Genomic DNA, 22,690 nt, shown 5'->3' on the forward strand with positions numbered 1-22,690 from the left:
CCCGATCTTCCATCAGGCGCAATCGCGCGCGTCCCCGCGCTGTTCCCCACGCTCGTTGGCACGCTCCTCCACCAGCGCGTCGAGCCGCTTGCGCATGGATTCCAGTTCGCAGCGCATCAGTTCGACCTTCTGGGTCTGAGGATCGAACATCTCGCTGCACGGCGTGCCATAAGGCACGAACTTCTTCTCCGGCGCCTGGCCGCCGTCGATCATCGTCGCGCGGGCCGGGATGCCGACCATCACCGCGCCCGCGGGTACGTCGCGCGTCACCACCGCATTGGCGCCGATCCGTGCGCGTGTGCCGACGGTGATCGGTCCCAGCACCTGCGCGCCGGACCCGACGATGGCGCCGTCCATCAGGGTCGGATGGCGCTTGCCCGCCACGCCGTTGTCAGGGCTGGTCCCGCCCAGCGTGACGCATTGATAGATCGTCACGTCGTCGCCGATCTCCGCGGTTTCGCCGATCACCACGAAGCCGTGGTCAATGAAGAAACGCCGCCCGATCTTCGCGCCCGGATGGATGTCGATTGCGGTCGTTGCGCGCGCGAAATGATTGACGAGACGCGCGAGGAAGAAGGCCCTGCGCTGGTACAGCCGATGCGCGACGCGGTGCCAGCCGAGCGCCCACACGCCGGGATAGGTCAGCACTTCCATGCGCGAATGCGGCGCCGGATCGCGCGCACGGATCGAATCGAGATAGGCGGCGAGGCGACCGAACACAGGCATTCCCCTTTGTGGCTGCGATCTAGTGAGCGCACGCGCCTGCGGCAATGCTCAGCGTATCGCAATCGCATGCCCCTAAACTCTATCTTGCTTGTGGGGGATCGCCGCGGCAGGCACCATGGCGCATGGATTTCTCGCTTGCGACTCTAGAGGCGATCGCGCCGTTCATTCTCGTGGGCTTTGCCGCACAGACCATCGACGGCGCGCTCGGCATGGCATTCGGGACGATTTCCAATACCATGCTGCTGTGGATCGGCGTGCCGCCCGCCGCGGCGTCGGCGGGGGTGCACACGGTCGAGACCTTCACGACCGCGGTGTCGGGAATCAGCCACGCGATCAATCGCAACGTCGACTGGACGTTGCTGCTCCGCCTCACCATTCCCGGGGTCGCGGGTGGCATTCTGGGTGCCTACGTACTGTCGAACATCGACGCCGGCATCGCAAAACCGATCATCCTGATCTATCTCGCGACGATCGGCTGCTATCTGCTGTGGCGGTCGCGGCACAAGCCGGACCCGAAAAAGCCGCGCATCGTCGAGCCGCTCGGCCTGGTCGGCGGCTTCCTGGATGCCGCGGGCGGCGGCGGCTGGGGGGCGGTCGTCACCTCGAACCTGCTGGTGCAGGGCGCGCATCCGCGGTTCACGATCGGCACCGTCAGTGCGGCGGAATTCTTCGTCACCGCGACGATATCGGCGACGTTCATCAGCCAGCTCGGCTGGGAGGCGTTCACGCTCGCCACCGTCGGGCTGCTCATCGGCGGGGTTGTCGCAGCACCGTTCGGCGCAATCCTGGCGAAACGCGTGCCGGCGGCGCCGTTGATGGCACTCGTCGGCGTCATCCTGATCGTGACGAGCCTGTTCGGGCTGTACCGCGCGCTCGCCTGAACCCATATCAGGGGCGATGGCCGCAACCTACCTGCCCACGCTCAAGCAGCTCCAGTATCTCGTCGCGCTGAAAGAGCACGGCCATTTCGGGCGCGCGGCGGAGGCGTGCTTCGTCAGCCAATCGACCCTGTCGTCCGGCATCCGCGAACTGGAGACGCTGATCGGCGTGACTCTGGTCGAGCGCACCCGCCGCGTCGTGCGCTTCACACCGCTGGGTGCGGCGGTCGGTGACAAGGCGCGCCGGGTACTGCGCGAGGCCGAGGAACTGGGCGACATGGTGCGCGCCGCCGGGCAGCCCCTGTCGGGCGAGATGCGGATGAGCGTGATCCCGACGATCGCGCCGTTCCTGCTGCCCCGCATCCTGCCGCGGCTTCGGCACGACTATCCCGATCTGAAACTGTTCCTGCGCGAAGAGCCGAGCGGGGCGGCATGCGAGGGGCTGAACAACGGCCGTACCGATTGCGTGCTGCTGGCACTGCCCTACCCTTGCGGCGACGTAGCGATACGCCCGCTGTTCGACGACCGCCTCTTCCTCGCCTTTCAGGGGATAGAGGGCGATGCACCGCCGGCCATCCCCGCCGCCGCGATCGACCCCAGCCGCCTGCTCCTGCTGGAAGACGGGCATTGCCTGAAGGACCATGCGCTCGCCGCGTGCGACCGGCCCGGCGTCCGCGCGGAGGCGGCGATGCTGGGCACCTCGCTGCACACCATCGTCCAGATGGTCGACAACGGGCTCGGCATCACGATGCTGCCCGAAATGGCGATCCGTGCGGGTATTCTCGACCATAGCAGCGTCGTCGCACGCCCGGTCGAGGGCGAGGAGGCGGTGCGCAGGATCGCGCTAGTCTGGCGCCGCGCCTCCCCGCGCGAGCGGGACTTCGGATTGCTCGCCGATGTCCTGGCGCGGCGTGATCCCGCGTGACGCGTCAGGAACCAACCCGCCGCCGGACCGTAGTCCTGCCGACATCCGACATGCCTGGAGCCGCTCGATGACGAAATCCGCTTGGATCGGACTGCTCGGCGCCGTCGCGCTCGCGGGTTGCGCGCGCACCACCAGCGAGACCGCCGCCAATACCACCCCGCCGACCGCCCCCGTGCGCGCGAACCCCGCGGTGGGCGGTGTGCCAATGCCGGCCGATCGGACGATCGTCACCAACACATCGGCCGCCCCCAATCTGTCGACGCTGGTCGCGGCGGTGAAGGCGGCGGGCCTGGTCGAGACGCTGTCCGGCCCCGGCCCGTTCACCGTCTTCGCGCCCACCGACGCCGCCTTCGCCCGGCTGGCGCCGGGCACCGTCGACACGCTGCTGAAGCCCGAGAACAAGCCGGCACTGACCAAGGTGCTGACCTATCACGTCGTTCCCGGCACCCTGAGCGCCGCCGATCTCACCGCGCGGATCACCGCCGGCGGCGGCGCCGCGACGCTGACGTCGGTCGAAGGCGACCCGCTGACGCTGACCATGACCGAGGGCCATGTCACGATCACCGACGTCGGCGGCAACAAAAGCTATGTCGAGACGGGCGACGTCCGCCAGTCGAACGGTATCGTCCATGTCGTCAACGGTGTGCTCGTGCCCAAGCTGGGATAGTACTCACGCCCAGCGCGCTGCCGCCGCGTCGTCGCCGGCCCGCGCATCCACCCAGCGCGCCACGCCGCCACGGGTTTCGCGCTTCCAGAATGGTGCATCGGTCTTGAGCCGGTCGATGCAATAGGCGCACGCATCCAGCGCGGCGGCGCGGTGCGGCGCGGTGGCGGCGACGAACACGATCCGCTCGCCGGGCGTCATCGCGCCGATGCGGTGGACGATCCTCACGCCCGTGCAATGCCACCGCTCCCGCGCGGTCGCGGCGATCGCGTGAAGCGCCGCCTCGGTCGCGCCCGGCCAATGTTCCAGCTCCAGCGTCTCCACCCCCCCATCGGCCACGTGGAGATCGGCACGCACCAGCCCGGTGAAGGTCGCCACCGCCCCCGCGCCAGCCAGTTCGGCGGCAGCGATCTCGCGCGCCAGGTCGATCGGTTCGGCGCCGACGACGATGCGGATCATCCGCCGGTCACCGGGGGAAAGATCGCGACCTCGCGCGCGTCACCCAGCGCGGCATCCAGTCCCACGAAGCCGCCGTCGATCGCGGCGCGCAGCCGGCTTCGTTCGGCAAAGGCCTCGGCATGGCCATCGCTCCTGCCGGCGAGCCAATCCACCAGCGCCGCGACGGTCGTCACCGCCGGCGGCGGCGCAACGTCCTCCTGCCCCGTGCCGATCCGCTCGCGCACCCAGGCGAAATACAGCATCCGCATGGCGCTCAATCCATGTGCTTCAGGCCGACGCGCAGATAGTCCCAGCCCGTCACCGCCGTCAGCACCGCCGCACCCCAAAGGCTGACCAGGCCCACGCCGGCGACCCACGCCACGTGCGGCACCGCCCCGCCCAGGATCAGCGCGCCGAGCGACACCAATTGCAGCGTCGTCTTCCACTTCGCCAATCGCGAGACGGGTACGGAAACCTGCAATTGCGCCAGGAATTCGCGCAAGCCAGACACCGCGATCTCGCGCAGCAGGATCACCAGCGCGGCGACGACGTGCAGGCCGGGGATGTCGCCACTGCGCACCAGCAGCAGGATGACCGCGGCGACCATGATCTTGTCCGCGATCGGATCGAGAAAGATGCCCAGCCGCGACACCGCTCCATTGGCGCGCGCCAGATAGCCGTCGAAATAGTCGGTAATGCCCATCAGGCAGTAGAGGACGAACGCGATGCCATAGCCGAACGGCCATTGCGGCCACCACAGCAGGGCCGCGAGCAGCGGAATCGCGAAGATCCGCGACAGCGTGAGCAGGTTGGGCAGCGTCAGCATCGCGCATCCGTAGAGCCATATCCGCGCGCGTGGAAGCCGCACCGGCCCCTCCCGGCGCGGCGTGCGATCGGCAGGACGTTCGATATAGCTACACGGAATCAGCAGAAAGGCGGCTGGCGCATAACGTCGGGCAAGGCGGGAGGCGATTCGCCGATCCTGAGAGCCGCCATTCTGACGCGGAGTTCTGACGCCTGCGAACCCGCGGAAAAGCAGGGGCCGTTAGCCGGTGCCGATCGGCCGGTTGTGACGCACAAACGCCGGCCTATTCTCAAGCCCGCAAGTGTATGGTAACAGCAATACACCTGTTAGGGTTAGATAGGGGGACGATCGTTGTTCAGCCTGGTTATGCTTGCCGCCGCGATCGCATCGGCCTCCGCCATTCCGCCCGGTCGTCCGACGCTTCTGATCGTCGGCTCTCCGCACCTCGCCAACAACAATCGCGATATCATCAACCCCCGGATCGAGGATGTGACGACCCCTGAGCGCCAGCAGGAGATGGAGGCGCTGGTCGAGAGCCTGGCTCGCTTCAAGCCTACGCGCATAGCGATCGAGTGGAAGGCGGATGACCAGGCTGGTTTGGACCGGCGCTATGCCGATTACCGTTCCGGCCGCTTGCAGCTCACTGCGAACGAGCGCGACCAAATCGCTCTGCGTCTAGCCGCCAAGCTCAACCTCGAAAAGGTCGATGCGATCGACTGGAACGGTGACGCGCCGGGCGAAGCCGGGGCCTATGACTTTACCGGCTGGGCAGCGCGGAACGGTCAAGCCGGGCGACTGGAGGAACTGCGTCTTCGAGGCCAAGCCAGTACCGACGCGCAAGTCGCGCGCTGGCGATGCCTGTCGGTCACGCAATGGTATCGCGAATACAATGCGCCTGCCGCACGGGCGAACGACCATCGCGCCTATTACGAGTTGGCCCGGATCGGCGAAGGACGTGAAAGTCCGGGCGCGGCTTGGGTGGGCGCGTGGTATGCTCGCAATCTGCGCATCTTCAATTCGCTGGAGCGCGTCGCCGGACCGCAGGATCGCGTCCTCGTCCTATACGGCTCCGGGCACACCTACCTGCTGGATCAGTTTGCCCGCGAAAGTAACGCTTTCAAGGTGGAGGACACGCTGTCGTACCTTCCGGCTTCACGATCTGGCTGTTAGTCAGCGTCCCAACCAAACGGTTGCGACGCCGGGAGAATGGCGGCTGTTCCGGCCGTCACATTGGGAAGCGGACGGGGCGCAATCCACCTCGATCAGACGTCCGCCGACGGGCTGCGCGCGGATCAAGCCGATCGCTGACGAACCGTGTGAGCGCCCCGGTAAAAGGGCGGGTCGCGCCGCCTTGCGGACCCGGAGGCCGCCGGATTCGAACAGTGGCGGCATGCCCCCTGCTGGTCTATGATCGCGCTTTCGCCACGGCTGGACCGACCCCGCTCATGATAAATGCCCTGGGGCTTCTGAAGCGCCGCCGCTTCCTGCCCCTGTTCGCCACCCAGTTTCTCGGCGCGTTCAACGACAATCTCTTCAAGACCGCGATGGTGCTATTCGCCACCTATGCGATCTTTAACGACGCCAAGGCGGAGGCCAATTTCAACGCGCTGGCGACCGGCATCGCGATCCTCCCCTTCTTCCTGCTGTCCGCGCTCGCGGGACAGCTCGCGGACAGTTACGACAAGGCGCGGATCATCCGCATCGTGAAGACCGCGGAGATCGGCATCATGGTGCTCGGCGCCGCCGGGCTGATGGTGGCGCGCGCCGGGCACGGCACCGCGGGAATCGCGCTGATGCTGGGCGCGGTGCTGATGCTGGGCGTTCACTCCACCTTCTTCGGCCCGATCAAATACGCGATCCTGCCACAGCATCTGCCGCCGCAGGACGTGCTCGGCGGCACAGGCCTGGTCGAGGCCGGGACGTACCTGGCGATACTGCTCGGCACCGTCATGGCCGGCTGGGTGGCGATCGAGGTTGCGGCGGGGCTGGTCCTGGTGATTGCGGTCATCGGCTGGTTCGCCGGGCGCCAGGTGCCGCCGGCCCCGCGCGAGGGGCCGCGGCTGAAGATCAACTACAACCCCTTCACCGCCTCCTGGCGGTTGATCGGCGCGACGATGCACATCCCGCGGCTGTTCCTGGCGATCTGCGCAATCAGCTTCTTCTGGACGATCGGATCGGTGCTCATCATCATCTTCCCGCCGCTGGTGAAGAACGTGCTGAACGCGGACGAGCGCGTCGCCAGCCTGGTGATCGCGGTCTTCTCGATCGGCGTCGCGATCGGCTCGATCGTCATCAACACCATGTTGAAGGGGCGCATCTCGGCGCGCTACTCGCCTGCCTCGGTGATCGCGATGGGGGGGTTCGTCATCGTCTTCTCGCTGCTCGCGCGCGCCTGGACCCCGGCCGCCGCGGGCCGATATTATGGCTGGACGGACTTCATCGCGCAGCCACTGGCGATCCCGGTCCTGCTCGTGCTGCTGATGATCGCGATCACCGGGGGCATGTTCGTGGTGCCGCTCTACGCCTTTCTCACGACGACGGTCGAAAAGGACCAGACCGCGCGTACGGTGGCCGCGAACAACGTCGTCAACGCGGGCGCGATGACCGCGGGGGCGCTGGTGGTGCTGGCGATCACCTCGTTCGGGGTCGGGCCAGAGGACATGCTGTTCCTGGTCGCCGCGATGTGCCTGGTCTCCGCCTGGCTCGCGCAGAAGCTCCACCGCGCTTGCGACTAGCGGACGCCGAGAAGATGCCGGCCTAGAAAATGAATGTGTAGAAGCAGGTGAAGAAGGCGGCGAAGCTCAAGAGGAAGAGCTTCACGTCGCTGTCGTCGTCCTTTGCCGCTGGCGGCGCGACGGAAATCGCAGGCGGCGGCAGGGTGCGGCGGAACGGATGTCGGGCGGATTCGCTGGTAAGGACGTGGCGTCTTTGCATGGCAACCACGTTAACGCGATCTTAACGAATTTGCCCATGGCCAAAGGTGGTTAAATCGCAGGCGTCCGAATACGGCACGAGTAGCTGCCCGAGGAAGGATGAAGAATGAGCGTAGCGTTCCGACGGGAGAGCGACGAGGAACACAAGGAACCGCGCTTCGAACTGCCCATACCCGCCGGCCCCAATCTGGTCACGGCGCGCGGCCGGGCGCTCATCGACGAGCGGATCGCAGAACTGGAGGCCGGCCTGAGCGACGCGGATGCGGAGGCGTCGGAGGCGATCCGCCGCGACCTGCGCTACTGGAAGACGCGGCGCGCCACGGCGCTACCCACTGCCGCGCCCACGGGTGGCACTATCGGCTTCGGTTCTGTGGTCCAGATCAAGATGAACGGAAAACCGCGGCGGATCGCGATCGTCGGGGACGATGAGGCCGATCCCAAGGCGGGCAGCATCGCCTTCACCGCACCCCTGGCGCGCGCCCTGCTGGGCGCCGAGGCTGGCGACATCCTGCCGTTCGGCGGGCGCGAACACGCGATCGAGGTCGTCGCGGTCGGATGATCGTCGCGACCTACAACGTCAACGGCGTCAACGGGCGGCTACCCGTGCTGCTGCGCTGGCTCGCCGAACGTGCGCCCGATGTCGTATGCCTGCAGGAACTGAAGGCTCCGGACGACAAGTTCCCGCACGCCGCGTTGCGCGACGCGGGCTATGAGGCGCTGTGGCATGGTCAGAAGAGCTGGAACGGCGTGGCGATCCTCAGCCGCATCGGCACGCCGGTCGAGACCCGGCGCGGCCTGCCGGGCGACCCCGATCCGGCGCAAAGCCGCTATATCGAGGCCGCGGTCGGCGGCGTCCTGATCGGTGGCCTCTATCTGCCCAACGGCAATCCCCGCCCCGGCCCCAAGTTCGATTATAAACTCGCCTGGTTCGACGCGTTGATCGCGCATGCGCAGTCGTTGATCGACGCGGGCGTCCCGGTGATGCTCGCCGGCGACTTCAACGTGATGCCGACCGAGGCGGACGTCTACAAACCCGAACGCTGGACCGAGGACGCGCTGTTCGCCCCGCCGGTCCGCGACGCCTTCGCCCGACTGGTCGCTCAGGGCTGGACCGACGCGCTGCGCCACGTCCATCCGGACGAGACGATCTACACCTTCTGGGATTATTTCCGGAACGCCTATGCGCGCGGTGCGGGCCTGCGGATCGACCACCTGCTGCTCAGCCCCGCCCTGGCGGCTCGGCTGACGGACGCGCAGGTCGATGCCCATGTCCGCGGCTGGGAGAAGACCAGCGACCATGCACCCGTGTGGATCGCGCTGTCGAAGGCAAAGCGCCGCCATTGAAAAGGCGAGCGCGGACGGGATGGTGGAGCCGAGGGGGATCGAACCCCTGACCTCTGCAATGCCATTGCAGCGCTCTCCCAGCTGAGCTACGGCCCCCAACCTTCCCGGGAAGGCGCGTCCCCTAGCGAGGCGCGCACTCCTTGGCAAGCATGCAAAGCGCAGGGGCCGGGCAAGCGGCGCCAACGCCGCCCGCCCTCACCCCGTCACATCAATGCTCGTCGTCGTCGCTCGGCGCTTCCACGCCCAGATCGTCGTCACCGCCCAGATCGACCTCGTCGTCGGCCGAGGGTTCCTCGTCTTCGCCGGTGATCGTGGCGATGTCCTCCTCGTCGCCGTTCAGATCGGCGTCGGGTTTGGCGGTATCGGGCTTGGCCACCTCGAACGGCAGCGGCTGCTTGGACTTCAGGATCGGTTCCGGCTCCCAATGTGCCCCGCATTCGATGCAGGTCACGGGATCGTCCTTCTTGAGATCGTAGAAACGCGTCGCGCATTTCGGGCACGTGCGCTTCGTGCCCCATTCCGGCTGAATCATGCCGTGTCGAACCTTTCGGATGGGAATTGCGGAGAGTGTCCTCCACAAACTGGGGGGCACCTTGCCATAGCACAAGGCGGCTGTCAAAAGCCGCCGCGCTCATGAACACCGCTTTCCCCCGCCCGCTTTGCCTGTCCGCGGACGGCCCCTTGCGCGGCCGCGTGCGCGTGCCGGGCGACAAGTCGATCAGCCACCGCGCGCTGCTGTTCTCGGCGTTGGCGGTGGGCGAGAGCCGGGTCGAGGGACTTCTGGAGGGTGAGGACGTGCTCGCCACCGCCGCCGCTCTGCGCGCGATGGGCGCCCAAGTCGCTCGGGGCGAGGACGGCATCTGGCGAATCCACGGCGTCGGCGTCGGCGGGCTGCTCCAGCCGCAGACCGCGCTCGACATGGGCAATTCGGGCACGTCCACCCGGCTGCTGATGGGGCTGGTCGCCAGCCACCCGATCACCGCGACCTTCATCGGCGACGCGTCGCTTTCCAGGCGGCCGATGGCGCGGGTCACCGAGCCGCTGGCGCAGATGGGTGCATCGTTCACCACCGCACCCGGCGAGCGTCTGCCGCTGACCATGCGCGGACTGTGCCCCGCGATACCGATTCGATACACGCTGCCCGTCGCCTCGGCGCAAGTGAAGTCGGCGGTGCTGCTCGCCGGACTGAACACGCCCGGCCTCACCCGCGTGATCGAGCCGGTGCCGACCCGCGACCATAGCGAACGGATGCTGCGCGGCTTCGGCGCGGACGTGACGGTCGAGGAAAGCGAGCACGGCCGCATCATTTCAGTCCGCGGTGAGGCAGAGTTGCGACCGCAGGCGATCGTGGTCCCCGGCGATCCCTCCTCCGCCGGCTTCTGGATGGTCGCGGCTTCGATCGTGCCGGGATCGGACGTGGTCATCGAGAACGTGCTGATGAACCCCACCCGCACCGGGCTGGTCACTGCGCTGCGCATGATGGGGGCAAGCATCGACGAACTGGACCGCCGCGCCGTCGGTGGCGAATGGGTCGCGGACCTGCGCGTCCGTCACGCCGCGCTGTCGGCGATCGACGTGCCCGCCGATCTGGCGCCGAGCATGATCGACGAATATCCGATCCTCTTCGTCGCCGCGGCCTTTGCAAGCGGCCGCACCGTCGCGCGCGGGGCGCACGAACTCAGGGTCAAGGAATCCGATCGCATCGCCGCGATGGCCGCTGCGCTGAGCGCCTGCGGCGTCGGTTGCGAGGAATATAACGACGGCCTGGCGATCGAGGGTCGCGGCGGCGACGCCATCCCCGGCGGCGCCACGATCGCCACGCACCTCGATCACCGGATCGCGATGAGCATGGTCGTCGCCGGGCTTCATGCCGCCAGGCCGATCGTCATCGACGATGCCGCGCCGATCGCGACGAGCTATCCCGGTTTCGTCGACGTGGCCGAATCGCTGGGGGCACGCGCGACATGGCGCTGACGGTGAACCGCCGCACGATGCTCGGCGCAATGGTCGCGCTCGCCGCCTGCCCGGCCGGCGCGCGGGGGCCGGCGCATTATCCGGCCCCGGATCGCGAACTGATGGTGCCGGTAGAGGGCGGTCGCATCTACGTCCGGGTGAACGGCGACCTCGCCGGCGCGCTGCCGCCGCTCGTCATCCTCCACGGCGGCCCCGGCGGCACGCACGGCGCCTATCTCGATGCCCTGGCGCTTGCCGGCGAACGCGCGGTCATCCTCTACGACCAGTTCGATTCGGGTCGGTCGGACTGGCCGCAGAACCCCGCCAACTGGCGCGTCGCCCGCTTCGTCGACGAACTGGACGCGATCCGCCGCGCTTTGGACGTCGAGCGCTGGCACGTCGTCGGTCACAGCTGGGGCGGCACGATCGCGCTCGAATATGGTGCACGACGGCCGCAGGGCCTCGCCAGCCTGGTGCTCGCCAGCCCGCTCGTCTCGACGCGCAGCTGGATCGCCGATGCCAACGCCCTGCGCGGCGAGCTGCCGCTGCCCGTGCGGCAGGAACTGGCGCGGTGCGATACCCTGCCCGCGCCGCTGCCCGCCTCCTGCGACAGCGCGACAGGCGCCTTCTATGCCGCCTTCAACGGCCGCGAGCCGGAGAGCGAGGGCAGGATCGCCTATCGCGCTTACGAAGGCCGCGGCTTCGACGCCAAGCTCTATGAGGCGATGTGGGGCCGCAGCGAATTCGTCGCGACCGGCACGCTGAAGGATTATGACGGCGAGCCGCTGCTGGCGAAGCTGGACGGCCCGCGCACGCTGTTCGTCGGCGGCCAATATGACGAGGCGCGCCCGGCAACGCTGCAAGGCTTTGCGGCACGCGTGCCCGGCGCCGAATTCGCCGTCGTCCCCGGCGCGGCGCACGGCTTCTTCGGCGATCGCCCGGTCGAGACGCTCGGCATTCTCCGCGGCTGGCTAGGACGGCACGACCTATGATTATCGCAGTCGACGGCCCCGCGGCCTCGGGCAAGGGCACCGTGGCCCGCGCGCTGGCGCGGCATTACGGGTTGCCGCATCTCGACACCGGGCTGCTCTACCGCGCAGTCGCCGCCAACGTCCGCGCGCACGATCTCGATCCGGCGATAGAGGCCGATGCGGTCGCGGCTTGCGACTTCGACGAGCGGCTGCTGACCGATCCTTCCCTGCGCGACGATGCGGTGGGTGCGCTCGCCTCGATCGTGTCGGCGCACCCCCTGGTCCGCTCGGCGCTGTTCCAGCGGCAGAAGCGCTTCGCCGCGCAGACCGGCGGCGCGGTGCTCGACGGCCGCGACATCGCCACCGTCATCGCCCCCGATGCCGACGCGAAACTGTTCGTCAAGGCGACCCCGCAGATCCGCGCCCGCCGCCGCCACACCGAACTGGCGGCGCGGGGCGACACGACCAGCTTCGACCGCGTCCTGGCCGACATCCGCGTCCGCGACACCCGCGACAGCGCCCGCTCCACCGCGCCATTGGTGCAGGCTGTGGATGCCGTGCTGCTCGACACCAGCTTCCTCTCGATCGAAGCGAGCGTCCGCCGCGCGATCGAACTGGTGGAGGCGCAGGTGCGGCGCGCCGACGTCCAGGCTTGACGGGCAGCGATAGCAGCAACGTTTGAGCAAGCATGTCCAAAAACCGAGAGTGTCTGCAATTGCGCGTTAGTGGACGTTTAATCCAGTCCGGCCCCGCATCTCCGGATGTGGTGATTACGTCCTTCGGATCAGGAGGAGGGTGGGCAAAGCGCGCAAGCTCCGTTCCCGGCGCCCAGGCGCCCTTCACATCAATATATCGATGCCCCCGTGTATGTCGTATGCGATCCGGCTTAGATGCTCTGCGCTTAGCGCAAAGCCGATAATCAGGTCGCCGCGATCAAGACCATTGTCGAGGCTGCGGGACCAGACATTGTGTCCTTCCTGATCAGCTTCCCTGCCCAGCGCTGTGGCGTACATGTAGTCGACAAGGTCTGAATTGCTCAGGCCGGCGGTCCTCTGGGCAAATTCCGGAGATGCGGCGAAGCTGTCCGCTATGTCAGTTAGCGCCATGCCGCTTTTCGCCGCGAATAGCCAATGATCGAATCCGGCCTGCTCAGGCGATCGACCGGCAAACGCGTGATACAGTGCGGCGATGGACTGTGCTACCTGGTCCGTTATGAACAGACCGTCGGTGGTCGCAGCGGAACTGATCGAGCGGTACTCGTTGCTATCTACAAACCCCACGAGCACTTCGGCGTTAGTCATCCCTCCGGATATCCGGCTGATCCACTCGGCCTTACCCGCATCGTCAGGCGCTCTGCCGAGAATCTTGGCATACAGCTGATCGACATAATCGCTGGCGCTTTGGTCATCGCTGACATGTACCCGCGCGTCTGGACCTAAGAGGCCATCTGCTAGTGCCGACAGAGACTGTCCCGCCACAATGCCGTTTGCGGCTTTATCCAATTCCTGGGCGCTAGGCGCACGGCCCAGTACGGCCTCATAGAGACGCACGACCTGAGCAGCCATGCTACCCTCCTCATGCATGTATATGCCGTCTTTGAAGGCGACGTACTCGACATCGCGTAGCTCGTCAGTGCCACCGCTCAGGCTGACAACGGTGGCGACATTCTGCACAGTCTTGATCGTGACGTGCCGGTACATCTCGACGTAACCACCGAAATCAACGCCATCTCCACCGTCCAGCGTGTCGTTCCCTTGGCCTCCAATAAGAACGTCGAACCCCGAGCCTGCGTGGACAACTAAGCCTGCCGTCTCTGGCAAGAGAACGAAGATGTCGTTGCCGCTGCCCGACGCAAAGTGTTCGATCCCGGAAGCCTGAGTGACCTTGTAGCCGAAGGTGGGCACGCCAGCTGAGACGACCCGAAGGTTCTTTGTCACGGAAGTGGCGTCTAGCAGATCGACGCCGCCTCCGCCTTCAAGCAGCGAGTCCCACGCCGACGACCCATTACCCGACAGCTCGATCCTGTCGCTGCCAAGTCCTGCATCGACCTTGTCGGGCCCCGCGCCGGGGCTAATTACATCGTCCTCCACCGTCCCGTTCAGAGTGTCGGCTTCGTCCGTTCCCTCAATAATCATTGCATTTTCCGCCGGTTGATTGGCGCGATCTAGTTCGGGGGACTGAAGTTTTCGTTAAGTGCGGCATAGCTAGAACTAACCGCCTACTCAGCGCTCCCTGGTGCATCAAATTCCCGAAGCGGACGGGATGGGGAGCGGCCTGGGTCCATGGACGTGGTAATCAACCGGCAAGCGCCGGGCGCAGGGCGGGGACGGAACCTGGTTAGTATCCGCACAGAATGTCAGCAACTGGGCGACAACGCCCAGCGATCTGCCAAGCCCTCTCACTGCCCCGCCGCAACAATGGCCTGTCCTACAGCCACTCGCCCGTGTCAGCGTCCGACCCATGCCTCCTCCCCATCCCGCGCCGGTGCCCGACGCCCTGCTTCTCTTCACCCCCGTGCAAACCACCTATCGCGGTGCCAACGGCTGGTCGTCGGAGGTGCAGCGCGCCTTCGTCGCCGCGCTAGCCCGCAGCGGGGTCGTGGCGGCGGCGGCGCGGTCGGTCGGGCGGTCGGCCAGTTCGGCCTATCAACTGCGCCGCCGCGCGGGGGTGGAGAGTTCGTTCGCCCTTGCGTGGGACGAGGCGCAGCGCCGCGCGACGGAGGCGGCGATGGACCTCGCGCTCGCCGACGGCATGCACGTCCGCCGCACCGAAGTCTATTATCGCGGGCGCCATGTCGGCTGGCGCACGGTGCATGACGACCGGCTGCTCTGCGCGGCGCTCAATGCCTTCGATCGCTTGAGGCGCGCTCGGTCCTCCGAGCGATGAGCGCAACAATCCTGCGCCACCGCGCAACGCAATTGCCGAATGCGCGTGAATTGTGTGAAGCGTCGTCGGGGACAGCGGCAAAGGCCTCGGACAAGCGTCGCATGCCTTGCCCTGCCCGGCCTGCTCGGCTATGGCGCGCCGTCCGGCGGGCAGGTGCTTGGCAGGAGGTCGGCGCGGGAGGCAGTTGCTTCCACGCGCCCTTTTCGCATTTGCGTGCGGCCGGCCCCCTCCATCGCACCAGCCCCGACGGACGCCGTGCCGGCATCCGGCCGTCGCGGCATTTTGGCCAAGACCAGCGGATTCAACCGCTTGGCCGGAAACGATTCCCGAGGAATACTCTTTTTCTATGGCAACCCAAGCCCCTAACCCCACCCGCGACGATTTCGCAGCGATGCTCGACGACATGTTCGGCGGCGCCGACAGCTTCGAGGGCCGCGTCGTCCACGGCACCGTGACCGCGATCGAGAACGACATGGCCGTCATCGACGTCGGCCTGAAGTCCGAAGGCCGCGTGCCCTTGCGCGAATTCGCCGCACCGGGGCAGAAGGCCGAGCTGAAGGTCGGCGACGAGGTCGAGGTCTATGTCGACCGGGTCGAGAACATGCACGGCGAAGCGATGCTCAGCCGCGACCGCGCCCGCCGCGAAGCCGCCTGGGACAAGCTGGAGGCCGAATTCAGCCAGTCGAGCCGCGTCGAAGGCGTCATCTTCGGCCGCGTGAAGGGTGGCTTCACCGTCGATCTCAACGGCGCCGTGGCGTTCCTGCCTGGTTCGCAGGTCGACATCCGCCCGGTCCGCGACGTCACCCCGCTGATGGACCTGCCGCAGCCGTTCCAGATCCTCAAGATGGACCGCAAGCGCGGCAACATCGTCGTCTCGCGCCGCGCCGTGCTCGAAGAGACCCGCGCCGAGCAGCGCACCGGCCTCATCCAGAGCCTGGCCGAGGGTCAGATCATCGAGGGCGTTGTCAAGAACATCACCGATTACGGTGCGTTCGTCGATCTGGGCGGCATCGACGGCCTGCTCCACGTCACCGATCTCAGCTACAAGCGCGTCGGCCATCCGAACGAAGTGCTCAACATCGGCGACACGGTGCGCGTCCAGATCATCCGGATCAACAAGGACACCCAGCGCATCTCGCTCGGCATGAAGCAGCTGGAGAGCGATCCGTGGGATAGCGCGGCGACGAAATACCCGATCGGCGGCAAGCTGTCGGGCCGCGTCACCAACATCACCGAATATGGCGCCTTCGTCGAGCTGGAAGCCGGCATCGAGGGCCTGGTCCACGTCAGCGAGATGAGCTGGACCAAGAAGAACGTCCATCCCGGCAAGATCGTGTCGACCAGCCAGGAGGTCGAGGTCATCGTCCTCGAGGTCGATCAGGACAAGCGCCGCATCTCGCTGGGCCTCAAGCAGGCACAGAACAACCCGTGGGAGGCATTCGCCGCCGAGCATCCGATCGGCTCGACGGTCGAGGGCGAGGTCAAGAACGCCACCGAATTCGGGCTGTTCATCGGCCTGGACGGCGACGTCGACGGCATGGTCCACATGTCCGACATCGCCTGGGGCGTTTCGGGCGAGGACGCGCTCAACCTGCATCGCAAGGGCGAAACCGTTCAGGCGGTGGTGCTCGATATAGACGCCGAGAAGGAGCGTATCTCGCTCGGCATGAAGCAGCTTGAGCGCGGCGGCCCCGCGGCCGGCGGTACGGCGGCGGCAGGCGACAAGCTCAACAAGAGCGCGATCGTCACCGTCACCGTCCTCGAAGTCCGCGATGCGGGTCTCGAAGTGCAGCAGGGCGACGACGGCGCGACCGGCTTCATCAAGCGCACCGATCTCGGCCGCGACCGCGACGAACAGCGCCCGGAGCGCTTCCAGGTCGGTCAGAAGTTCGACGCGATGGTCACCGGGTTCGACCGGTCCAAGAAGCCGACCTTCTCGGTCAAGGCGATGCAGATCTCCGAAGAGAAGCAAGCCGTGGCACAATATGGTTCGTCCGATTCGGGTGCGTCGCTGGGCGACATCCTGGGCGAGGCGCTCAAGGCGCGCGGCGGCGAGAAGAAGTAAAGCCGCGTTCAATACGACCGACAAACGGCAGCGGCCGGGGCGATGATCGTCCCGGCCGCTGTTTTTTTCTTGTTAACCTCGCTCAATGCTGGCGGTCGCGCTGAATAGTCTCTAGTATCGCGTGCGTTACGACCGGGTGGGACAGCGCGATGATACGATCCGAATTGGTGGACAAGCTCTGCGAGGAACATCGCGATCTCAACCCGCGCGAGATCGAGGCAATCGTCACCACCTTCTTCGACACCATCGCACAGCGTCTGGCAGAGAACGGCCGAGTCGAATTGCGCGGCTTTGGCGCCTTCTCTACCCGCGAGCGCGACGCCCGCACCGGCCGCAACCCGCGCACCGGCGACATCGTCGCAGTGGACGCCAAGCGCGTGCCCTATTTCAAACCCGGCAAGGAAATGCGCGCGCGCCTGAACGTCTGAGCACCCGACAATCCACTTGGCGACCCGTCTAGCGCCTTCTATGGCTAGGCATGGACAAGCGGGCGTGGCGGAATTGGTAGACGCAACGGACTTAGACAATTGAGTGCCCGCGGGGAAACCCGCGACGTAGAACTGCTCAAATTCGGGGAACCCTGTAGAATGGCGATCCCGAGCCAAGCCCGCGGGTTCTCCCGCGGGAAGGTGTAGAGACTAGACGGGCAGCACCTACCCCCGGCATGCCGGGCACGGTGAAGGGATAGTCCAGACCCCAAACGCCCGAGGGGCGGCGGCGAAAGCCGTAGCGGGTATGAAAATTCGTCGGGCTCATGCCCTTGGGGGTTCGATCCCCCCCGCCCGCACCATCCTCGATCCCCGCCTGCCTATCGCGCGTGGTAAAAGTCATACACCTGCTGCGCCACCGCGGCGGAAACGCCGGGCGCCTGTTGCAAGTCGGCGAGGCTCGCGTTCCTGACCGCACGGCCGGTGCCGAAGTGCATCAGCAACGCCTTCTTGCGCGCCGGGCCGATGCCCGGAACCTCGTCCAGCGGGGACGCCCCGATCGCCTTGGCCCGCTTGTCGCGGTGGGCGCCGATCGCGAAGCGATGGACCTCGTCGCGCAGCCGCTGGAGGTAGAACAGCACCGGCGAATTGACGGGCAGCTGGAATTCGCGGCCGTCGAGCATATGGAACACCTCGCGCCCGTCGCGGCCGTGGTGCGGCCCCTTGGCGACGCCGACCAGGCACACGTCCTCGATGCCCAGATCCTCGAGCGCGCCCTTGGCCGCGTTCAGCTGCCCCCGGCCGCCGTCGATCAGCACCAGATCGGGCCAGGTGTCGCCATCGCGATCGGGATCTTCGGACTGCGCGCGCGCGAAGCGACGGGTGAAGACCTCGCGCATCATCGCGAAATCGTCGCCAGGGACCGTCGACGTGTCCTTGATATTGAACTTGCGATACTGGCCCTTGCGAAAGCCCTCCGGCCCGGCGACCACCATCGCACCGAGCGCGTTGGTGCCCTGGATATGGCTGTTGTCATAGACCTCGATGCGACCCGGCGGCTCGGCCAGGTCGAACAGTTCGGCCACCTCGCGCAGCAGCCGCGCCTGGGTGGTGGATTCCGCAAGACGACGTTCGAGCGCTTCCTGCGCGTTGCGCTTGGCCTGATCCATCAGCCGCCGCCGGTCGCCGCGCTGCGGCACCGACAGCGCCACCCTGTACCCCGCCGCTTCGCCGAGCGCCTGGGCGAGCAGTTCTGCCTCCGGCAACTCCCGATCCAGCAGGATCTGCCGCGCGGGCGGCACCTCCTCGTAGAATTGGCCCAGGAAGCTGGTCAGCACCTCGTCCTGCGGCACGTCGCTGGTGTGCGCGGGGAAGAAACTGCGGTGCCCCCAATTCTGGCCGCCACGGATGAAGAACGCCTGGATGCCCATCACCCCCTCGTGGCAGGCCAGCGCGAAGATATCGGCGTCGCCGACCCCTTCGGCGTTGATCGCCTGCGTCCCCTGGATGAAAGTGAGCGCGCGCAGCCGGTCGCGCAGCACCGTCGCGCGTTCGAAATCCATCGCCTCGGCGGCGGCCTGCATCTCGGCGCCCAGCTTGGCCTGGACCTGCGTCGACTTGCCGCCAAGAAAGCTCTTGGCGTCGCCGACCAGTTCGGCATAGCCCGCATCGTCGATCTTGCCGACGCACGGCGCCGAGCAGCGCTTGATCTGGTAGAGCAGGCACGGCCGGTCGCGGGTCTTGAAGAAGCCGTCGGTGCAGCTTCGCAGCAGGAACAGTTTTTGCAACGCGTTCAGCGTGTTGTTGACCGATCCCGCACTGGCGAACGGACCGTAATAATCGCCCTTCGCCCGGCGCGCACCGCGGTGCTTCTGGATGCGCGGGAAATCGTGATCGGCGCGCAGCAGGATGAAGGGGAAGGATTTGTCGTCGCGCAGCAGCACGTTGTACGGTGGTCGATAGCGCTTGATGAGTTGCGCTTCGAGCAGCAGCGCTTCGGCTTCGTTGTTGGTGGTGACGATCGTCATCGACCGCGTCTGCGACACCATCCGCTGGAGGCGTTTGGAGAGCGTCTTGAACTGGGTGTAGCTGGTGACGCGGTTCTTCAGCTGGCGCGCCTTACCGACGTAGAGAACGTCGCCCTTGGCATCCTGCATCCGATACACGCCGGGGCGCAGCGGCAGCGTCGCCACGACGTTGCGGATCGCCGCGACCCCCGCCTCCACGTCGGGCGCTTCGCTGCCGCGGACGGTGTAGGTGGTCTGCTCTTCGTTGAAACGGTCGGGGGCGTTGGGGGAGGACATGCGGGAAATCTAGGGAGCCGACCGCCCGGATGCCAGCGGGGCCGCCCTCACCGACCCCTAGTTCAGCCCGCCGATCCCGGCGATCGCACGGTCGGTCATCGCCCGATCAGCGGCGGCATCGTGATGTTCGGCGATCAGCAGCCCCGCCGCCTTCGCCGCAGCGTCTGCCGCACGCGCGCGAACCTCGGCGATGGCGGTGCGTTCGGCCGCCGCGATCTTGTCCTCGGCCATGCGCGCACGGCGGTCCATCAGCTGCTCGGCGTCGTGCTTGGCTTTGGCGACGATCTCCATCGCTTCCTGATGCGCATGGGCTCGCATCGATTCGGCATCCGCGTGGGCTGAGAGCGCACGCGCCTCATATTCCGCCTTGAGCGCCTCGGCCTCGGCGCGCAGCCTGGCGGCCTCGTCAAGTTGCTCGCGGATCGCGGCGATGCGCCCGTCGAGCATGCCCGCGATGGCGGCGGGCACCTTCTTCCAGAGGAACAGCAGAACCACGAGCAACGCGGCGACCGCGACCCAGCCAGTCGAATCGAGGCCGAGCGCGGTAGGACTTGCCGCCTCATGCGCGCCACCCGGCGCCGCAGTGCTGCCGTGGAGACCGTCCTCCTCCCGGATCGGACGTTCGGCGAGCGGGGTCGCATTGGCGGCATGTGCGAGATTGGCGGCCACGACCGCGTTCGGATCAGCCATGAACGGTTACCTTGCGGACGGCTTCGCTAGCGGCCTCGATACCGACCTGACGACCGGCGAGCTTGGCGACGAGTTCCTGAGCAGCTTCAGCCGCCACAAGCTGGAGGTTGGACAATGCCTCGGCCTTGGCATTGCCAATCGCCAGGTCGTGGTGGCCAACGCGTTCGGCCAATGCGGCATCGGCGGCCTTGATCTGGGCGGAAAAGGCGGTCGCCGCCCCGGCCTTTGCCTTCGCGGTTTCCGCCTGTGCCGCGGCACGCGCGGCGTCCATCTCGGCATCCACCTTCGCCTCGGTCGCATCGGCCGCCGCGCGCGCAGCCTCCGCCTCGGCGAGGTCGGCGGCGATCCGCGCATCGCGCGCGTCCACGGTGGCGACGATCCGGGGGACCATCGCCTTGCCGATCACGAAATAGACGAGGCCGAACGTGACCAGCAGCCAGAATATCTGCGAGGCATAGGTCGCGGCGACCTGGGAAAGCTGAGGCATCGAAGTTCCTCTACGATCGGCCGGTGCTTGGCGCCCCGGCCGTCGTGGATCAGGCCTGAAATTACGCGACGAAAACCAGGATAATCATCGTGACGAACGCCAGCAGGCCGAGAAGCTCGGCGGCGGCGAAGCCGATGAACAAGCGGCCCTGCTGGCTGTCGGCCGCGCCGGGATTGCGCAGCGCGCCTTCTAGGAACTTGGCGAAGACATTGCCCACCCCGAGGGCGGCAATGCCCATACCGATCGCGGCCAGGCCGGCACCGAGCAGCTTTGCGGCTTCTGCGTCCATGATATTCACTCCAATTGCTTTAGGTTCAAAGGTGACGAAGGTAACGCACATCGTGCGTCAGTGAAGATTGACCGCGTCGTTGAGATACACCGAGGTCAGCAGCGCGAAGACATACGCCTGGATGCCCGCGACCAGCAGTTCGAGCAGGGTGATGCCGATCATCAGCAGCATGCTGGGAAAGGACACCAGCCCGAGCCCGAGGGCACCGCCAAGCGCGAAGCCGTTGATGACGAACCCCGCCAGCACCTTCAGCAGGATGTGCCCCGCGGTCATGGCGACGAACAGTCGCAGACCCAGGCTGAACGGGCGGACGAGAAAACTCATCAGTTCGACCACGAAGATCAGCGGGATCATCAGCACCGGCGTGCCGTGCGGCACAAAGAGAGAGAAGAAGTGGAAGCCGTGCTTGCCGAAGCCGACGATCAGCACGATCGCGAAGCTGATGATCGCCAGCACACCGGTAACCGTGATGTGGCTGGTTATCGTGAACGGGTGGACGCCCGGGACGATGCCGAACGGCAGCAGGCCGAGTATGTTGGCGAAGAGGATGAACATGAAGAGCGAGAAGACATAGGGCACGAAGCGCTTGCCCTGCGGCCCGATGTTCGACGTCAGCATCGACGTGATGAAGCCGGTGAACCCCTCCACCGCGGCCTGCCAGCGGCCGGGGACCAGTTCGCGCTTCATCCCGCCGAGCATGAACAGCCACAGCGCCACCAGGGTCGCGACCATCCAAAGTGCCGAATTGGTGAACGCGATATTGTGGCCGAACAGCGTCCAGTCGCGACCGAACACCGGTTCGATCAGGAACTGGTGCATCGGATCGATCTTGCCGCCCTGTTCTGCCGCCACGCCTGAAAAATCCCACATGCGCCAAACGCCCGGCTATTCCGGGCGCTCGCCTGATATCCGAATGATCTGCCTGAACGCGACGGCTATTCCAAGGAACAGCATCACGATCAGGCCCCAGGGTCCGGTCGCGAACCAGCGGTCGATACACCAGCCGATCAGCGCGCCGCCGACGAGACTTCCGATCAACGCGGCGATCACGCGGTTGCCCTGGGAATAGCCCCTGTCGGCATCCGGTGCGACCTGCCCCGTCCTCGCCGCTTCCTTCACCCTTGCCTCCCGCAGCCGCTCGTCGAGCGCCGAGAGGCGCGGATCGTCCGCGCCGTGGAAATCTTGTCCGGGTTCGTTCTCCGCCATGCGCGTCCCCTCGCTGGTAAAGCGTTCTACCGGGAGGGAATGCGCACGCGCGGCGAGCGATCCCGCCAAGGCAAGGGCCGGTTAGCTGGGGGGGGCGGGAGTGTCAACCGCAGCAAGGATCCTCCCCGCACGGCCGAGAGGATCGAGCGATCAGGCACACCGCGCGTCGCGCTCGGGCGCGGCGGCGGTGCGGGTCTTCCACACGCCATCGGGGGACTTGTACTTCTCGCCCGCGCTCGCCTGCGCGATCAGGTTGCAGCCGCTGGTGAAGGCCAGCTGCTCCACGGTCGCGCCGCTCGCCGCGGCCTTCTGCGTATAGGCCGACTTGCGCTGGATATTGATGTTGCCGACCAGCGCGCGCAGTTCAGCCGTCGCCGCCCCGACGATACCGAGATAGCCATCGGGTTGCTCGCCCACCTGGCCGGCAGCGCGTGCCGCGGCATAGGCCGGATCGCGCTGCGCATAAGCCGCAGTCGCCAGCCCAGCCAGCATCAACGCCCCTGCCACGATCATCATCTTGCGCATCAGAATATCCCCGGGTTCTGCTGGATCAGCGACTTCGCCTCGCCGTCGAGACGATAGACGACTTCCTGCGTGACGTTGATGTTGAGATTGATCTCGATCGGCTTGGTCGGCGCGGACACGTTCACGCATCCGCCAAGCACCACCGCAGTCAAGGTCGTCATCCTTTTCATCGTC

Annotated in this window: 28 protein-coding genes and 1 tRNA gene; 13 read left to right on the top strand and 16 right to left on the bottom strand. The window is 66.6% G+C overall.

What is annotated here, in order from left to right; all coding sequences use genetic code 11:
* Positions 1-12: 12 nt before the first annotated feature.
* Complete coding sequence (gene epsC, locus VF643_RS04360; RefSeq protein WP_414713796.1) at positions 13-720, bottom strand: serine O-acetyltransferase EpsC; 708 nt, start codon at positions 718-720, stop codon at positions 13-15.
* 128 nt (positions 721-848) lie between these two features.
* On the opposite strand from epsC, the gene VF643_RS04365 reads away from it, so the two are divergent.
* The 3 genes from VF643_RS04365 (at position 849) to VF643_RS04375 (ending at position 3,196) form a co-directional block, all read left to right on the top strand.
* On the top strand, positions 849-1,607 hold the full coding sequence (locus tag VF643_RS04365; protein ID WP_331042149.1) for a sulfite exporter TauE/SafE family protein: 759 nt from the start codon (positions 849-851) through the stop codon (positions 1,605-1,607).
* A 16-nt stretch (positions 1,608-1,623) separates the two neighbouring features.
* Positions 1,624-2,529 carry a LysR substrate-binding domain-containing protein gene (locus tag VF643_RS04370; RefSeq protein ID WP_331042150.1) on the top strand — a complete coding sequence of 302 codons (906 nt, stop codon included), beginning with the start codon at positions 1,624-1,626 and terminating at the stop codon, positions 2,527-2,529.
* Between the two features lie 67 nt (positions 2,530-2,596).
* On the top strand, positions 2,597-3,196 hold the full coding sequence (locus VF643_RS04375; RefSeq protein WP_331042151.1) for a fasciclin domain-containing protein: 600 nt from the start codon (positions 2,597-2,599) through the stop codon (positions 3,194-3,196).
* A 3-nt stretch (positions 3,197-3,199) separates the two neighbouring features.
* Here VF643_RS04375 and VF643_RS04380 read toward each other — a convergent pair whose 3' ends face one another.
* Genes VF643_RS04380 through pgsA form a run of 3 tightly spaced genes read right to left on the bottom strand, consistent with a single transcriptional unit; the run spans position 3,200 to position 4,457 of the window.
* Positions 3,200-3,652 carry a molybdenum cofactor biosynthesis protein MoaE gene (locus VF643_RS04380; protein WP_331042152.1) on the bottom strand — a complete coding sequence of 151 codons (453 nt, stop codon included), beginning with the start codon at positions 3,650-3,652 and terminating at the stop codon, positions 3,200-3,202.
* Positions 3,649-3,900 carry a molybdopterin converting factor subunit 1 gene (gene moaD, locus VF643_RS04385; protein WP_331042153.1) on the bottom strand — a complete coding sequence of 84 codons (252 nt, stop codon included), beginning with the start codon at positions 3,898-3,900 and terminating at the stop codon, positions 3,649-3,651. The genes VF643_RS04380 and moaD overlap by 4 nt, the downstream gene beginning before the upstream one ends.
* 5 nt (positions 3,901-3,905) lie before the next feature.
* On the bottom strand, positions 3,906-4,457 hold the full coding sequence (pgsA, locus tag VF643_RS04390) for a CDP-diacylglycerol--glycerol-3-phosphate 3-phosphatidyltransferase (protein WP_331042154.1): 552 nt from the start codon (positions 4,455-4,457) through the stop codon (positions 3,906-3,908).
* A 330-nt stretch (positions 4,458-4,787) separates the two neighbouring features.
* Here pgsA and VF643_RS04395 point away from each other — a divergent pair, with 330 nt between their 5' ends.
* The gene (locus VF643_RS04395) at positions 4,788-5,606 is read left to right on the top strand and encodes a DUF5694 domain-containing protein (RefSeq protein WP_331042155.1); all 819 of its coding nucleotides are present in this window, start codon (positions 4,788-4,790) and stop codon (positions 5,604-5,606) included.
* A 275-nt stretch (positions 5,607-5,881) separates the two neighbouring features.
* A complete protein-coding gene (locus VF643_RS04400) occupies positions 5,882-7,171 on the top strand; it encodes an MFS transporter (RefSeq protein WP_331042156.1) in 1,290 nt (429 codons plus the stop codon).
* Between the two features lie 22 nt (positions 7,172-7,193).
* Here VF643_RS04400 and VF643_RS04405 read toward each other — a convergent pair whose 3' ends face one another.
* Positions 7,194-7,370, bottom strand: a complete 177-nt coding sequence (locus tag VF643_RS04405) for a hypothetical protein (RefSeq protein ID WP_331042157.1) — start codon at positions 7,368-7,370, stop codon at positions 7,194-7,196.
* A 105-nt stretch (positions 7,371-7,475) separates the two neighbouring features.
* On the opposite strand from VF643_RS04405, the gene VF643_RS04410 reads away from it, so the two are divergent.
* Both VF643_RS04410 and xth read left to right on the top strand, forming a co-directional pair.
* The gene (locus VF643_RS04410; RefSeq protein WP_331042158.1) at positions 7,476-7,928 is read left to right on the top strand and encodes a GreA/GreB family elongation factor; all 453 of its coding nucleotides are present in this window, start codon (positions 7,476-7,478) and stop codon (positions 7,926-7,928) included.
* Positions 7,925-8,713: an exodeoxyribonuclease III gene (gene xth / locus VF643_RS04415; RefSeq protein ID WP_331042159.1), complete on the top strand. Its 789-nt coding sequence runs from the start codon at positions 7,925-7,927 to the stop codon at positions 8,711-8,713. Before VF643_RS04410 ends, xth begins: the two co-directional genes overlap by 4 nt.
* Positions 8,714-8,733: 20 nt before the next feature.
* Here the strand turns inward: xth and VF643_RS04420 are convergent.
* Positions 8,734-8,809, bottom strand: a tRNA-Ala gene (locus VF643_RS04420).
* A 112-nt stretch (positions 8,810-8,921) separates the two neighbouring features.
* Positions 8,922-9,245 (bottom strand): TIGR02300 family protein, encoded by a 324-nt coding sequence (locus tag VF643_RS04425; RefSeq protein ID WP_331042160.1) that lies wholly within the window; start codon positions 9,243-9,245, stop codon positions 8,922-8,924.
* A gap of 101 nt (positions 9,246-9,346) precedes the next feature.
* Here VF643_RS04425 and aroA point away from each other — a divergent pair, with 101 nt between their 5' ends.
* From aroA to cmk, 3 genes are read left to right on the top strand one after another with little or no spacing between them, the layout of a single operon-like run.
* Positions 9,347-10,687 (top strand): 3-phosphoshikimate 1-carboxyvinyltransferase, encoded by a 1,341-nt coding sequence (gene aroA / locus VF643_RS04430; RefSeq protein WP_331042161.1) that lies wholly within the window; start codon positions 9,347-9,349, stop codon positions 10,685-10,687.
* Complete coding sequence (locus tag VF643_RS04435; protein ID WP_331042162.1) at positions 10,678-11,658, top strand: proline iminopeptidase-family hydrolase; 981 nt, start codon at positions 10,678-10,680, stop codon at positions 11,656-11,658. The genes aroA and VF643_RS04435 overlap by 10 nt, the downstream gene beginning before the upstream one ends.
* Positions 11,655-12,293, top strand: a complete 639-nt coding sequence (cmk, locus tag VF643_RS04440) for a (d)CMP kinase (protein ID WP_331042163.1) — start codon at positions 11,655-11,657, stop codon at positions 12,291-12,293. The genes VF643_RS04435 and cmk overlap by 4 nt, the downstream gene beginning before the upstream one ends.
* 183 nt (positions 12,294-12,476) lie before the next feature.
* On the opposite strand, the gene VF643_RS04445 is transcribed toward cmk, so the two are convergent.
* Positions 12,477-13,772 carry a DUF4214 domain-containing protein gene (locus VF643_RS04445; protein ID WP_331042164.1) on the bottom strand — a complete coding sequence of 432 codons (1,296 nt, stop codon included), beginning with the start codon at positions 13,770-13,772 and terminating at the stop codon, positions 12,477-12,479.
* Between the two features lie 325 nt (positions 13,773-14,097).
* On the opposite strand from VF643_RS04445, the gene VF643_RS04450 reads away from it, so the two are divergent.
* The 3 genes from VF643_RS04450 (at position 14,098) to ihfB (ending at position 17,016) form a co-directional block, all read left to right on the top strand.
* Positions 14,098-14,523, top strand: a complete 426-nt coding sequence (locus VF643_RS04450) for a hypothetical protein (RefSeq protein WP_331042165.1) — start codon at positions 14,098-14,100, stop codon at positions 14,521-14,523.
* Between the two features lie 346 nt (positions 14,524-14,869).
* Complete coding sequence (gene rpsA, locus VF643_RS04455) at positions 14,870-16,588, top strand: 30S ribosomal protein S1 (RefSeq protein ID WP_331042166.1); 1,719 nt, start codon at positions 14,870-14,872, stop codon at positions 16,586-16,588.
* Positions 16,589-16,737: 149 nt separating this feature from the next.
* On the top strand, positions 16,738-17,016 hold the full coding sequence (gene ihfB, locus VF643_RS04460; protein ID WP_331042167.1) for an integration host factor subunit beta: 279 nt from the start codon (positions 16,738-16,740) through the stop codon (positions 17,014-17,016).
* 380 nt (positions 17,017-17,396) lie between these two features.
* Here ihfB and uvrC read toward each other — a convergent pair whose 3' ends face one another.
* The 8 genes from uvrC to VF643_RS04500 form a co-directional block, all read right to left on the bottom strand.
* Complete coding sequence (uvrC, locus tag VF643_RS04465) at positions 17,397-19,319, bottom strand: excinuclease ABC subunit UvrC (RefSeq protein ID WP_331042168.1); 1,923 nt, start codon at positions 19,317-19,319, stop codon at positions 17,397-17,399.
* Positions 19,320-19,376: 57 nt separating this feature from the next.
* Positions 19,377-20,009, bottom strand: a complete 633-nt coding sequence (locus VF643_RS04470; RefSeq protein ID WP_331042169.1) for a hypothetical protein — start codon at positions 20,007-20,009, stop codon at positions 19,377-19,379.
* The gene (locus tag VF643_RS04475; RefSeq protein ID WP_331042170.1) at positions 20,002-20,496 is read right to left on the bottom strand and encodes an ATPase; all 495 of its coding nucleotides are present in this window, start codon (positions 20,494-20,496) and stop codon (positions 20,002-20,004) included. The genes VF643_RS04470 and VF643_RS04475 overlap by 8 nt, the downstream gene beginning before the upstream one ends.
* Before the next feature lie 61 nt (positions 20,497-20,557).
* Positions 20,558-20,785, bottom strand: coding sequence for a F0F1 ATP synthase subunit C (locus tag VF643_RS04480; protein ID WP_331042216.1), 228 nt, complete (start codon positions 20,783-20,785; stop codon positions 20,558-20,560).
* 57 nt (positions 20,786-20,842) lie between these two features.
* A complete protein-coding gene (locus VF643_RS04485) occupies positions 20,843-21,604 on the bottom strand; it encodes a F0F1 ATP synthase subunit A (RefSeq protein WP_331042217.1) in 762 nt (253 codons plus the stop codon).
* Between the two features lie 66 nt (positions 21,605-21,670).
* Complete coding sequence (locus VF643_RS04490) at positions 21,671-21,991, bottom strand: AtpZ/AtpI family protein (protein ID WP_331042171.1); 321 nt, start codon at positions 21,989-21,991, stop codon at positions 21,671-21,673.
* A 150-nt stretch (positions 21,992-22,141) separates the two neighbouring features.
* Positions 22,142-22,516: a YdbL family protein gene (locus VF643_RS04495; protein ID WP_331042172.1), complete on the bottom strand. Its 375-nt coding sequence runs from the start codon at positions 22,514-22,516 to the stop codon at positions 22,142-22,144.
* Entirely contained in the window at positions 22,516-22,686 is a 171-nt protein-coding gene (locus VF643_RS04500) for a YnbE family lipoprotein (RefSeq protein WP_331042173.1), read from the bottom strand. Before VF643_RS04500 ends, VF643_RS04495 begins: the two co-directional genes overlap by 1 nt.
* Positions 22,687-22,690 lie beyond the last annotated feature (4 nt).

This window comes from Sphingomonas sp., assembly GCF_036387595.1.
Lineage (GTDB): Bacteria > Pseudomonadota > Alphaproteobacteria > Sphingomonadales > Sphingomonadaceae > Sphingomonas.

Bases quoted from the DNA above. Each gene is read 5' to 3' on its own strand.
- VF643_RS04365 (WP_331042149.1), top strand. From the start codon at position 849: ATGGATTTCTCGCTTGCGACTCTAGAGGCGATCGCGCCGTTCATTCTC.
- VF643_RS04370 (WP_331042150.1), top strand. From the start codon at position 1,624: ATGGCCGCAACCTACCTGCCCACGCTCAAGCAGCTCCAGTATCTCGTC.
- VF643_RS04375 (WP_331042151.1), top strand. From the start codon at position 2,597: ATGACGAAATCCGCTTGGATCGGACTGCTCGGCGCCGTCGCGCTCGCG.
- VF643_RS04380 (WP_331042152.1), bottom strand. From the start codon at position 3,652: ATGATCCGCATCGTCGTCGGCGCCGAACCGATCGACCTGGCGCGCGAG.
- moaD (WP_331042153.1), bottom strand. From the start codon at position 3,900: ATGCGGATGCTGTATTTCGCCTGGGTGCGCGAGCGGATCGGCACGGGG.
- pgsA (WP_331042154.1), bottom strand. From the start codon at position 4,457: ATGCTGACGCTGCCCAACCTGCTCACGCTGTCGCGGATCTTCGCGATT.
- VF643_RS04400 (WP_331042156.1), top strand. From the start codon at position 5,882: ATGATAAATGCCCTGGGGCTTCTGAAGCGCCGCCGCTTCCTGCCCCTG.
- VF643_RS04405 (WP_331042157.1), bottom strand. From the start codon at position 7,370: ATGCAAAGACGCCACGTCCTTACCAGCGAATCCGCCCGACATCCGTTC.
- VF643_RS04410 (WP_331042158.1), top strand. From the start codon at position 7,476: ATGAGCGTAGCGTTCCGACGGGAGAGCGACGAGGAACACAAGGAACCG.
- xth (WP_331042159.1), top strand. From the start codon at position 7,925: ATGATCGTCGCGACCTACAACGTCAACGGCGTCAACGGGCGGCTACCC.
- VF643_RS04425 (WP_331042160.1), bottom strand. From the start codon at position 9,245: ATGATTCAGCCGGAATGGGGCACGAAGCGCACGTGCCCGAAATGCGCG.
- aroA (WP_331042161.1), top strand. From the start codon at position 9,347: ATGAACACCGCTTTCCCCCGCCCGCTTTGCCTGTCCGCGGACGGCCCC.
- VF643_RS04435 (WP_331042162.1), top strand. From the start codon at position 10,678: ATGGCGCTGACGGTGAACCGCCGCACGATGCTCGGCGCAATGGTCGCG.
- cmk (WP_331042163.1), top strand. From the start codon at position 11,655: ATGATTATCGCAGTCGACGGCCCCGCGGCCTCGGGCAAGGGCACCGTG.
- VF643_RS04445 (WP_331042164.1), bottom strand. From the start codon at position 13,772: ATGATTATTGAGGGAACGGACGAAGCCGACACTCTGAACGGGACGGTG.
- VF643_RS04450 (WP_331042165.1), top strand. From the start codon at position 14,098: ATGCCTCCTCCCCATCCCGCGCCGGTGCCCGACGCCCTGCTTCTCTTC.
- rpsA (WP_331042166.1), top strand. From the start codon at position 14,870: ATGGCAACCCAAGCCCCTAACCCCACCCGCGACGATTTCGCAGCGATG.
- ihfB (WP_331042167.1), top strand. From the start codon at position 16,738: ATGATACGATCCGAATTGGTGGACAAGCTCTGCGAGGAACATCGCGAT.
- uvrC (WP_331042168.1), bottom strand. From the start codon at position 19,319: ATGTCCTCCCCCAACGCCCCCGACCGTTTCAACGAAGAGCAGACCACC.
- VF643_RS04470 (WP_331042169.1), bottom strand. From the start codon at position 20,009: ATGGCTGATCCGAACGCGGTCGTGGCCGCCAATCTCGCACATGCCGCC.
- VF643_RS04475 (WP_331042170.1), bottom strand. From the start codon at position 20,496: ATGCCTCAGCTTTCCCAGGTCGCCGCGACCTATGCCTCGCAGATATTC.
- VF643_RS04480 (WP_331042216.1), bottom strand. From the start codon at position 20,785: ATGGACGCAGAAGCCGCAAAGCTGCTCGGTGCCGGCCTGGCCGCGATC.
- VF643_RS04485 (WP_331042217.1), bottom strand. From the start codon at position 21,604: ATGCACCAGTTCCTGATCGAACCGGTGTTCGGTCGCGACTGGACGCTG.
- VF643_RS04490 (WP_331042171.1), bottom strand. From the start codon at position 21,991: ATGGCGGAGAACGAACCCGGACAAGATTTCCACGGCGCGGACGATCCG.
- VF643_RS04495 (WP_331042172.1), bottom strand. From the start codon at position 22,516: ATGCGCAAGATGATGATCGTGGCAGGGGCGTTGATGCTGGCTGGGCTG.
- VF643_RS04500 (WP_331042173.1), bottom strand. From the start codon at position 22,686: ATGAAAAGGATGACGACCTTGACTGCGGTGGTGCTTGGCGGATGCGTG.